General features: G+C 36.6%; 16 protein-coding genes and 2 pseudogenes. 4 read left to right on the forward strand and 14 right to left on the reverse strand.

What is annotated here, in order from left to right; translation table 11 throughout:
• The first annotated feature begins 2 nt into the window (after positions 1–2).
• Together thiE and thiD are read left to right on the forward strand one after the other, a co-directional pair.
• Complete coding sequence (thiE, locus tag ACKJXD_RS02155; protein ID WP_430875374.1) at positions 3–644, forward strand: thiamine phosphate synthase; 642 nt, start codon at positions 3–5, stop codon at positions 642–644.
• Between the two features lie 8 nt (positions 645–652).
• Positions 653–1,450, forward strand: coding sequence for a bifunctional hydroxymethylpyrimidine kinase/phosphomethylpyrimidine kinase (gene thiD / locus ACKJXD_RS02160; RefSeq protein WP_430875395.1), 798 nt, complete (start codon positions 653–655; stop codon positions 1,448–1,450).
• Between the two features lie 43 nt (positions 1,451–1,493).
• On the opposite strand, the gene ACKJXD_RS02165 is transcribed toward thiD, so the two are convergent.
• Positions 1,494–2,279, reverse strand: a complete 786-nt coding sequence (locus tag ACKJXD_RS02165) for a hypothetical protein (RefSeq protein ID WP_430875375.1) — start codon at positions 2,277–2,279, stop codon at positions 1,494–1,496.
• Between the two features lie 164 nt (positions 2,280–2,443).
• Here ACKJXD_RS02165 and ACKJXD_RS02170 point away from each other — a divergent pair, with 164 nt between their 5' ends.
• Positions 2,444–2,650 (forward strand): SymE family type I addiction module toxin, encoded by a 207-nt coding sequence (locus tag ACKJXD_RS02170; protein WP_430875376.1) that lies wholly within the window; start codon positions 2,444–2,446, stop codon positions 2,648–2,650.
• 118 nt (positions 2,651–2,768) lie between these two features.
• Here the strand turns inward: ACKJXD_RS02170 and ACKJXD_RS02175 are convergent, their stop codons facing one another.
• The 11 genes and pseudogenes from ACKJXD_RS02175 to ACKJXD_RS02225 all read right to left on the reverse strand — a co-directional run bounded on the left by ACKJXD_RS02175 (position 2,769) and on the right by ACKJXD_RS02225 (position 8,392).
• Entirely contained in the window at positions 2,769–2,915 is a 147-nt protein-coding gene (locus ACKJXD_RS02175) for an SMI1/KNR4 family protein (protein ID WP_430875377.1), read from the reverse strand.
• Positions 2,916–2,930: 15 nt separating this feature from the next.
• Complete coding sequence (locus ACKJXD_RS02180; RefSeq protein WP_267360399.1) at positions 2,931–3,206, reverse strand: hypothetical protein; 276 nt, start codon at positions 3,204–3,206, stop codon at positions 2,931–2,933.
• Positions 3,203–3,631, reverse strand: coding sequence for a hypothetical protein (locus ACKJXD_RS02185; protein WP_430875378.1), 429 nt, complete (start codon positions 3,629–3,631; stop codon positions 3,203–3,205). Before ACKJXD_RS02185 ends, ACKJXD_RS02180 begins: the two co-directional genes overlap by 4 nt.
• Before the next feature lie 109 nt (positions 3,632–3,740).
• The gene (locus tag ACKJXD_RS02190; protein ID WP_267360403.1) at positions 3,741–4,004 is read right to left on the reverse strand and encodes a MafI family immunity protein; all 264 of its coding nucleotides are present in this window, start codon (positions 4,002–4,004) and stop codon (positions 3,741–3,743) included.
• A gap of 9 nt (positions 4,005–4,013) precedes the next feature.
• A pseudogene (locus tag ACKJXD_RS02195) lies at positions 4,014–4,371 on the reverse strand (EndoU domain-containing protein); the annotation flags it as partial.
• A gap of 166 nt (positions 4,372–4,537) precedes the next feature.
• A complete protein-coding gene (locus tag ACKJXD_RS02200) occupies positions 4,538–4,870 on the reverse strand; it encodes a hypothetical protein (RefSeq protein WP_430875379.1) in 333 nt (110 codons plus the stop codon).
• A gap of 1 nt (position 4,871) precedes the next feature.
• Entirely contained in the window at positions 4,872–5,240 is a 369-nt protein-coding gene (locus tag ACKJXD_RS02205; protein ID WP_430875380.1) for a hypothetical protein, read from the reverse strand.
• Between the two features lie 612 nt (positions 5,241–5,852).
• Positions 5,853–6,260, reverse strand: coding sequence for a ribonuclease toxin immunity protein CdiI (cdiI, locus tag ACKJXD_RS02210; protein WP_430875381.1), 408 nt, complete (start codon positions 6,258–6,260; stop codon positions 5,853–5,855).
• Between the two features lie 28 nt (positions 6,261–6,288).
• Positions 6,289–6,849, reverse strand: a complete 561-nt coding sequence (locus tag ACKJXD_RS02215) for a CdiA family toxin C-terminal domain-containing protein (protein WP_430875396.1) — start codon at positions 6,847–6,849, stop codon at positions 6,289–6,291.
• Between the two features lie 45 nt (positions 6,850–6,894).
• Entirely contained in the window at positions 6,895–7,929 is a 1,035-nt protein-coding gene (locus ACKJXD_RS02220; protein WP_430875382.1) for a VENN motif pre-toxin domain-containing protein, read from the reverse strand.
• Complete coding sequence (locus tag ACKJXD_RS02225; RefSeq protein WP_430875383.1) at positions 7,913–8,392, reverse strand: hypothetical protein; 480 nt, start codon at positions 8,390–8,392, stop codon at positions 7,913–7,915. Before ACKJXD_RS02225 ends, ACKJXD_RS02220 begins: the two co-directional genes overlap by 17 nt.
• Before the next feature lie 179 nt (positions 8,393–8,571).
• Here ACKJXD_RS02225 and ACKJXD_RS02230 point away from each other — a divergent pair.
• A pseudogene (locus ACKJXD_RS02230) lies at positions 8,572–8,730 on the forward strand (SymE family type I addiction module toxin); the annotation flags it as partial.
• A 151-nt stretch (positions 8,731–8,881) separates the two neighbouring features.
• On the opposite strand, the gene ACKJXD_RS02235 reads toward ACKJXD_RS02230, so the two are convergent.
• The gene (locus ACKJXD_RS02235; protein WP_430875384.1) at positions 8,882–9,226 is read right to left on the reverse strand and encodes a DUF6572 domain-containing protein; all 345 of its coding nucleotides are present in this window, start codon (positions 9,224–9,226) and stop codon (positions 8,882–8,884) included.
• 15 nt (positions 9,227–9,241) lie between these two features.
• A partial coding sequence (locus ACKJXD_RS02240) for a VENN motif pre-toxin domain-containing protein (RefSeq protein WP_430875385.1) occupies positions 9,242–10,838 on the reverse strand: 1,597 nt, incomplete at its 5' end.

Below are 10,838 nucleotides of genomic sequence, written 5' to 3' on the forward strand. Positions count from 1 at the left end.
GCATGCAGAAAAAATTGGATCTTACTCTCTATTTAGTGCTCGATCCGACACTATGTGGGGGAATCAGTGGCATGGTCGACACCACCAAAAAAGCCGTTGCTAACGGTGTAACCGCCGTACAATTACGATCAGAACAAGAATTGACAGGCAAAGATTGGTATAAAGCTGCTTTAGCCTTAAAAGAAGCACTCAGTCAAACATCAGTACCCCTATTGATTAATGATCATGTGGATATTGCTTTAGCTGTCGATGCAGATGGTGTGCATGTTGGTCAAAATGATTTGCCCGTTGATGTAGCTCGCCGATTGATCGGTAAAAATAAATGGTTAGGACTATCTGTTTCAAATCAACAAGAACTTGAAACCGTGCCTTGGCAAAACGTCGATTATATTGGAATTGGTCCTATCTATCCGACTTCAACCAAAAAAGATGCATCACCGGCAATAGGTATAGAGCGGTTAACTCAATTAGTCAAAACCAAACATTGTCCTGCTGTTGCCATTGGTGGTATCGACGTAACAAAAGTTACAGAAATAATACAAACAGGAATTGAAGGCGTTGCAGTCGTATCTGCTATTTGTGGTCAAACCAATATTGAACAAGCAACCACCTTACTAATTAATAAAATACATCAAGCTAGATAGGAAGCAACATCATGACAATTACAGCCCTAACTATTGCTGGTTCAGATCCCAGTGGGGGAGCTGGCATCCAAGCCGATCTCAAAACGTTTTCGGCACTTGGTGCGTATGGCATGTCTGTCATTACCGCATTAACAGCACAAAGCACCCAAGGTGTTAATGCGGTATTTGGAATTCCGCCCGAATTTATCGAAGCAGAATTTAATACCCTATATCAAGATATTCACATTGATAGTGTGAAGATTGGTATGCTAATGAATAAAGAAATTGTCACAACTGTCTATCAGTTATTAAAAAATCATCCTATACCATCGATTGTACTTGATACAGTTATGATCGCTAAAGGGGGACATGCACTTTTAAAACCCGATGCCATTACCGCCATACGAGAGCAATTATTGCCACTGGCAACAATTATTACACCTAACTTACCCGAAGCCGCAGCGCTTTTAGATTGTGATGAAGCGAAAAATGAAGATGAGATGCTAAAACAAGGGCAAGATTTACTTAAACTAGGTTGTAAAGCGGTTCTAATGAAGGGCGGGCACTTAGCCAGTCAAGAAAGTCCAGATTATTTAATCACCTCAGACCAAACAATCCGAATGACATCGCAAAGAATTCAAACGAAAAATACGCACGGTACAGGTTGTACATTATCAGCAGCTATTGCAGCTCTACTGCCTAAAAACAGCTTAGAACAAGCAGTTAAACAAGCGAAAGAATATCTTCATGGCGCCATTCGTCATGCTGATGATTTAAACATTGGTAAAGGAATTGGACCAACACACCACTTTTATCGTTGGTGGTGATCAGATATTACCATTAAAATATTGTTGCACTAGGGCACAGGTATTATATTTTTTCAGATTCGGTTAAGTTCTTAACCTCTTTACCATAGAGCTGCTCGCGAATGATTTTCGCAGCCAGTTCTCCGGTTACGGCACCGGCACCGCCGGCTAGTCCTGAGTTGCCTTGTAGTTCAGCTACCACGGCACCCAAAATCGCATGAGAAATTAAACGGGCAGTTTCATTATCTCCTGTCTGGATTTTTATCTGCTCCGCTACCCAAGGTGCACTGGCACCAGCCAGTCCGCCCGTGATGTTGCCGGTGATAATGCCGGTCACTATCGATATCGCACTGTCTATCCCTTTGCTAACATCACTCCCCATTCCGCCCAGATTTTTATTATTTTCTCTATTCGTTTTTAACTGCTCATCAACCGCAACGTAATAGAAGTAGTCTTTATTCTGATTATAATAATCCTCAACAGTTTTATATTTGGCTTTTTCTTCATCACTCAGCTTATTATAGGCCTTTTCCGCTTCCAGCTTTGATAACGCATCTTTATTTTTATCTACGTCATTTTGCGCCTGAATTCGGTCATACTTATTCATTACACTTTTTGCTTGCTGTGCTATGTCTTTGATAAGCTCGACCGTTTCTATTTTGTCTAACTCTTTTTGCTTATCAAATATCTGTTTCAGCGGATTATTCGCACTCTCCGTATCCCGACTTAATTCATTGATATCCTGTTTTTGCTCGTCTTGATTACGGATGATTAACTCACCTTTTTCAACCGCCGATTTTGTCGTGCTTGAGTCACTATCACTATTTTGATAAGCCGTTGGTACACCCACTCACCGAAACTTGTCTTACTTTTGTTTAGTTGATATTAGATTAAGGATAAATGAAAAGCTAAGTATTAACTTAAGTTTGGAGGGAAGGTTTAAGAAAATATAGTGAATAACGGCATAGATTAACAACAAACTGCTAACCACAACAACTAATGAGGCTAGTTATTATGGTTAAAACACATTCTAAACTAAAATCAACCACAGACAAAACACCGGCACTACAACCCAATGAGCGATTCTATACCGTGGGTTACGTGCCACAAGGCACAAAACCCAACCGCAGACCAGAACTGACCATTAAGGGCAGATGGCTGGAGCAATTTGGTTTTTATGTGGCTGCCCTGTTATCGTTAAGATTGAACAGGGCAAGTTGATGATAGAGATTGATTTGAAACTTTAAAACGATATAAAAGAACTCTATTCATTTTAATTGGCTATTTTCATAATTTATTTAATAATGATCTTAATTCTAGATTTTGACTAATAAACTATTTAATCTCCATTAATCCATACTTGTTCTACCCAATCTGCAAGATCTTTCCAAGAATCATTGCTATAGCCATCTGGTGTCCAATAATGTACTTTACCATTTGGAAGTAAACAATAATAGCTACCATCAGCTTCCGGCAATAAATGCACAAATCTTTAAATAAATCAACCAATATTATATTTATAACAAATATCTTTTGCGGTTACTTCTCCAGTATGAAGTTTATCAAATTCTTCTTTAGTAATTTCAGTTTTACATTCACCACCTGCTAATGAGCCAGATATACATGAAAATAAATATTTATCTCCAACCGGTTTTATTCTCCACCAACTAGCTCCTTTGGGATATTCATTTTCTTCAACTATTGGTTCTTTATACTCTAAAGGTTCTCCTTCAATTTCAACGGGAACTCCTCCAAAATTAAATGTTACTTTCGTCATTTTGATTTCCTTAGTAATTGTTCGTTAATTTTATTAAGATTTAGTATGGTTCCTTGAGGTTTATGTGAAAAATCCATCACAGCTTCAACAACACCTCCAGAGGTATAACCACCTGGTTTCCAAAATTTATTAGCTCCACTTTCATTACCTGAAGGCATCCTTAATCCAGAAATATTATTTTTTTCTATAACAACTACTACTGTATCAGAATTACTTAAATAACCTTTATCTAGCCCTAATTTTTGTTCAACTATTCTTAAATCACCTTTTGATTCGAACATTACTCTTTCAAATTCAGACTTAGGTATAACAAAACCACCATCTGGACCATATGTTCCATGCTTACTTATTCCACTTTTTGACGTAAATCTAACTGCACCATCATCAAATTTAGCTAAATGTGCTCCAATTTCAGCTTTTGACATATAAGTACTTGGATCTGGACGAAATCCTTTTTCTTTAGCAAGAATTTTATTTATTTCTGCTTCACTTAAACCCGAAATATTTCCTGCAGTCCCCTTTCCAGCTATAATTTTACTCAGAAATTAAATCAGACATATGTTTAATGCTAATATCATTAGTATCCATTTTTAATTCATTACAAATACTAATTGCAATATCATATTCTTTCTTTGTAATCGGCACTTCGTATTCACTAATATGATCACAAATTGTATCAAAAGCTAACCCTCTTTCATTGCAATCAACATAATAAATAGCATCTTGTAAAAGATCGTTATCTAAGCGATTTTTAAATAATTCACCAAATTCTTTAATTTTATTATCTAAATATTGCATTTTTTACCTTTATTTTATTGGTTTATAAGTATTTGGGACAGGAGCTTTGTCAGGAAATGCCGTTATTATTTTTCCATTCGCTGGCTGATAGACAACTCTTATTCTTACCCCATCGCGAACCTCATAAGAAACCCACTTTGCAGGTTTACCTTTTCCCGTGTAAATACCGCCAGTACCTGTTTGTGCATACCATTGTGTATTAGGCGATGTCGCAATATCCCCTATTTCATGGACAATTTTGTCTGCAGACCAATCCTTAGGAAATGTGGTTTTACCAGGATTTCCTGGGTACATGTGTCCCCCCACTTGTTGGTCCATCTCCATATAATATATGCTGCTTAGCTTCAGGTGATAGAATATCGACGTACTTCTGATTTTCAGGCGATATTTTTGCACCCGTCTCCTTTCCAGCTTATCATCGGCCAACTGATGCTCGATCGGGGGCTGTTGATTATCAGGCTTGAGATATTGGTATAGATGTCAAAGTAAAATCCTCACTGTTTAAGGTAAGGAGCTTACTATCACATTTATATTTAAAAATAAAAAAATAACCCTGTTTTATATTTTATTGCATTCTCAACTTGAGTTAATAATTTAATTAACACTTCGCTATTATTTGACATTATTGTATTTTGAATAATATTTCTAGCAATTATAAGTTTATCAATATCGGTTATCTTTTCATCTTCATAATCATCAATATTTAGTCCTAATTCATTATTAAGTTGCTGAATAACATTACTCTTTAGAAGGTTGGCATAATTATCCTCATCAAGAGTTAACTCAATAAGATCACCATCGATACATTTATCAAAATCTATGCGCTCCATTGCACTTGTATTTACTGGAACGGATATACATTTCATATTATTTATTCCTTTCTATATTCAAATGAGTTACCGCATTATATTCACCTTGATTTCGGCCAGCTTCTTTTCCATTCTCTAATAATTTGTTGTTAGGAATATTTCCATTCAAATCCAAATAAGCCCTTTTTCCCGAAATATTAGGGTTATAAATTCGTAAGTAGTTTCCAGATATATCCTCAACAACCTGTATACCTGTCGTTGGATTAGTATAAATTCTTTTCCCTTTTTCAGTTGTAGTTATTATTGGATTTGTACCTGCAAAATCATTAATAGCTTTATCAAGATTTCCTGTAGGCCAATTATTTGAATATTGTTCAGCCCTAGCAGCACCACCTGTTAGTTTTTCTGTATTTGTAGCACCATTCACCTTACCAGCATTAATCTCTTGTTCTTTTTTTACATGCTCACCAAATTTACTACTTTTGTTGGCTTTCTGATTGGTAGCCTGATTATCTAGTATTTTATCCTTAGTCTCTTTATAATTTCCACCACCTTGCTCGACATTTCCTTTGCCGTGTTGCTTTTCTAAAGATGTTTTGTTTAATGGTTTGCTGGCACCCGTCCCCTTTCCAGCATTCTATTTACTGAAAAAAGGTTAAGCCAAGCTATGCGGAGATATTCTGCTTACTTTTGATGGTTGATAAATTGGAATTGATTAACACTATAACCAGTAATATGATTGTTAGTCTTTTGATATTTTATGTTGCTGTTCGCAATAACTACCTTACTACCTGCATTATGTCCATCATCGCTAAATCTAAAAATGTCACAGAGCCTCGCCATAAATTTTTTATATAGCTAAATATCCTATTTTTTATCAATAGGTTATTATCCTTAATCATTATAATTGTTCTGCTTATAATTGATACTAAAGCCAAGAGTAAAATATGACCCCTGCTCAATACTGGGGATAATATTTGAATGTTCAGTATCCAGAACAACACGAGAAATATATTTAGAATAGATATCATCACCATATCTACACTGGTATTTTAGCTAATAACTCATTAACCTTATCTGTATCCTCTGGATGAAGCTGTAGATACTTTTCACAGGCTAATCTAACATAATGATAACAAGTTTTTTCACTAACAGTTACCGTATCTTCTTCTGTTGGCGGATAACCAATTGCAAACTGAACCCCCTCAAAATGTTCTTCTTCATAATAACTATTCATATCAGGGAAATTGCAATACACACCATCCTGTATAAAAGATTCTTTTTGAATAATATTTTCGATAGCATTTAGAAAATAGCCATCATTATACATAAGATCAAAGTAATTTTTTATAATACTACTAGGTTTTGAAATACTAAGAGGTCTCCCAAACAGATGCTTATTTAGCTGTGAAAACCCATCTGTTTCAGTATTTATAGAATCTTCCAAAATATACTCCTCAAATATTTATAATATACTATTTCGGGTGAAAATTAGTAACGGTACCGGTTTTAGGGTCTATATAAACCCTAAATGTTACTCCTCCGGCAGTCGCATTATATGCTCTTTCCCCTCGAGCGATTGCTTGCTTATAACCACTAGATGCTGCTTGTTGACCAAGTTCTAGCATTTGTTGATCTGTAAATATCTTTGGGTCATAAATTGTCTTTGTAAATGGTTTCGAACCATTACCTTTATAATCCCCAGTGAAGTTTCCTGCTCTATCTTTCGCAAGTATTTGATACTCAATCTTAGTAATGCCTGGAGTTCCTGTCGGTGTCTCATTCAAAATTTTAACATTATTTTGCTTAGCTGCATCATAAAAAGCATTAGCATTATGCCCACCTGAAATACCATTTTGACTAAATTTATCCACAGTTGCTAAATGCTTTGGTTGCTCAATATTAAAACTAATACCATCTGGAGTTTTGACTGTTGTAGTCCCCTTTCCAGCATTAATCTCTTGCTCTTTTGCTACATGTTCACCAAATTTGCTACTTTTGTTGGCTTTCGGATTGGTAGCCTGATTATCCAGTATTTTATCCTTAGTCTCTTTATAATTTACACCACCTTGCTCTACATTTCATTTGCCGTGTTGCGTTTCTAAGGCTGTTTTATCTAATGGTTTGTTAGCACCCGTACCCTTTCCAGCTGTTGGTGTCTTGACATTATGTATTTTTGCTGCCGATAAAGCACCAGCCATCTCAGCGAAAGCAAAAGATAAATTACCCCAATAATTATTGAAAGCTCTATCCATATGCGCTTCTGCATCAGCTCTTGTTTTATTGGGGTTATGACGTAGATATTCTGTTATTCTTTTTTCATAATTGAGGACGTCATAATCGATATCTCCTAATAGGTTTTTAATTTTTTGATATTCTTGGGGATATAAAAGCGCGTCACTATAGTAAACCCCAGATTGACCATGCAAGCCCTCATATGAATACTTAGTTTTTAACGCTGGCACTATAACATTCATGCATGCTTCATTACCAAGACTACCATTAAAACAATTATCAATTATATCTTTATCTCTCTTATAATCAATCTGAACCAGTTCCATATACCGTTCGAATTCGGCTTCTGTTAATTCTACTGTTCTTGATTTATTTACAAGTTTTCTTTTTTCTTCAGCTTCCGGACTATGTAAATAGTTATTCTCAACCGAATTCTTGCCTGCTGCTATACCCGTGCTGACATCGCCTACATCACCGACTACACTGGCTACAGCCAGTCCGGTGGCAAGTTGGGCTAGGGCACTGATATTTTCTTTTTCAGCTTCGGTTAAGTCCTTAACGTCTTTTCCATAGAGATGCTTGCGTATGATATCCGCAGCAAGTTCTCCGGTTACGGCACCAGCACCGCCGGCTAGTCCTGAGTTGCCTTGTAGTTCAGCTACCACCGCACCCAAAATCGCATGGGCAATAAGATTACCGGCTACATCATCGGTCTGCCAGTTTCCGTTTTCTTCCTTATGACCGGTATGCTTTTTGATTTGCTCCGCGACCCAAGGTGCACTGGCGCCAGCTAGTCCGCCTGTAATATCACCGGTGATAATGCCGGTCACTATCGATATCGCACTGTCTATCCCTTTGCTAACATCACTCCCCCATTCCACCCAGGTTTTTATTATTTTCTCTATTCGTTTTTAACTGCTCATCAACCGCAACGTAATAGAAGTATTCTTTATTCTGATTATAATAATCATCAACAGTTTTATATTTGGCTTTTTCTGCATCACTCAGCTTATTATAGGCCTTTTCCGCTTCCTGCTTTGATAACGCATCCTTATTTTTATCTACGTCATTTTGCGCCTGAATTCGGTCATACTTATTCATTACACTTTTTGCCTGCTGTGCAATGTCCTTGATAAGCTCGACCGTTTCTATTTTGTCTAACTCTTTTTGCTTATCAAATATCTGTTTCAGCGGATTATTCGCACTCTCCGTATCCCGACTTAATTCATTGATATCCTGTTTTTGCTGCTCTTTATTGCGGATGATTAACTCACCTTTTTCAACCGCCGATTTTGTCGTGCTTGAGTCACTATCACTGTTTTGATAAGCCGTTGTCGGTGCCATGCCCCCGGTAACGATACTGATCGAGACTTGTCTTACTTTTGTTTAGTGGATATTAGATAAAGGATAAATGAAAAGCTTAGAATTAACTTAAGTTTGAGCGGGAAGGTTTAAGAAAATATAATGAATAACGGCATAGATTAACGACGAACTGCTAACCACAACTCAACGAGCGATTTTATACCGTCGGTTACGTACCACAAGGCACAAAGCCCAACCCCAGATCAAAACTGACCATTAAAGGCAGGTGGCTGGAGCAATTCGGCTTTTATGTAGGTCGCCCTGTTATCATTAAGATTGAACAGGGCAAGTTAGTGGTAGAGATTGATTTACGAATTTAAAGTATAATTTAATCAAATAGATTTTAAAGAAAGATGGTAAGACTTCGGACTTACCATAAATTAAATATTGGTAATTAAAATTCATAAAATTATCATTAATATTAATGACACGAATCATATATTTATATTTTTATATTACAAAACAAAAATATTAGTTATTATCCCATTCTTTATACGTAATTTGGATATTAAGCTCGGTAGTAAAAAGAAACTCATTTACTTTTATCAAAAAATCTAGACATTCTTTTGGTACTTTATACTTAAAACATATTTCTATCAAAAATTTGTCTCTTCCTTTAGCAGCAGGAAAACTTTCATATACTTCACCACTTTCTATAAATCTGATATAACTATTTATTTTTTCTTGTATCAATAATAAATGTTTTTCCACTTCCTTATGCCAAGATAAATGATCAGTAAAACCCAAATTTACTATTGATTTATTTCCTTCGGGGATTCCTATCATATCAACTTTATTTAAATCTTCTATAGACATATTAATAATTACCTTCTAGTTATCAGGTCTAACTACTTCTACTTTTGTTGGAGGTATTTTGGTTCCCCCTTCAAATCCAGGCTTACCATCACCAATAATTGTACCCCCATTTTTTTCCAAGTCTGGGAAACCAACTTTTTGATTAGGTGTTAATGGGGCTTTATCAGAGCTTTTACATTCTATACATGTAATATTACCATTTTTATCTTTACCAATCATATCTAATCTAACTTTGGTGCCATTCTCAGTTTTAATTGTAACTTCCCTAGCTGATTCTACTTTATCCCTTTTATACTCATCATAATAGCTTTTCTCGAACTTCTTTCCTTGTTGATTATTTTGTTGAACTTGGGAACTAATATTTGTATTCGGCGATGATACTTTTGTTTTTGCACCATTTTCAAAAGTATAATAAGCGCCGTTATTAGTATATATTGGGTTACCCGCTGCATCAACTTTACCCGTATTAGTGTAAATCCCACCTTTTGGTCCTACGACATTATTTCCTTGTGGAGTATAACCGTTAGGGAGCGCCGTCCCCTTTCCGGCATTAGATAAAGGTTTGTCACCTTTTGCTATATTTTTAATATTCTTTAATGCAGCAACTTTCTGAATTACTTTTGATGCTCCTTGCCCCAATATGAATCCACTTGAGATTTCACTCACCACTCTTCCATTGAGATATCCTATCATATACCCTGCTGATTCTGGATCATTTTCTAAAGAAAATTCATAAAGTTCTTGCCATTCAGTTGCTGAAATCTTTATTTTATCATAAACTTTATCTAAATTTGTAACCACTTCATACATATTTATAACTGTATCTTCAGGATGTAAAATAGTATCCCCTATACTCGATAGTGTATTAGAAACTCCATCTGCAAAACCATCGAGTTTTCCACGCCCTTCTCCTTTGATATATGACAAGACTTTTTTACTATCTCCATTAAACAATTCCAAAAGTTGTAACTGTTCATTCAGCTGTATCTCATGTTCCCATGCTATCATTCCAGAAGAATTATTCTCAACCGCATTCTTGCCTGCTGCTATACCCGTGCTGACATCGCCTACATCACCGCCTACACTGGCTACAGCCAGTCCGGTGGCGAGTTGGGCTAAGGCACTGATGTTTTCTTTTTCTGCTTCGGTTAAGTCCTTAACCTCTTTATCATAGAGCTGCTCGCGAATGATTTTCGCAGCCAGTTCACCGGTTACGGCACCGGCACCGCCGGCAAGTCCTGAGTTGCCTTGTAGTTCAGCTACCACCGCACCCAAAATCGCATGGGCAATAAGATTACCGGCGACATCATCGGTGTGCCAGTTTCCTTTCTCATCAGGATGACCGGTGTGTAGTTTGATTTGCTCCGCTATCCACGGAGCACTAGCGCCAGCCAGTCCGCCCGTGATGTCACCGGTGATAATGCCGGTAATAATTGAGACCGCTGAGTCGACACCTTTACTAAAATCATTGCCCATTTTGCCGTCAGAAGACTCTTTACCTGCATCTTTATGAATGCTTTGCTCTAACTCTTTAACCTGACTACCTAACTCTTTTAAACTGTTTACAATTTGTTGTCGGTCCAACTCTTTTTGTTTATCAAAAATAGGTTTA

Origin of the sequence: Gilliamella sp. G0441 (assembly GCF_050589305.1) — a bacterium.
Taxonomy (GTDB): Bacteria; Pseudomonadota; Gammaproteobacteria; order Enterobacterales; family Orbaceae; genus Gilliamella.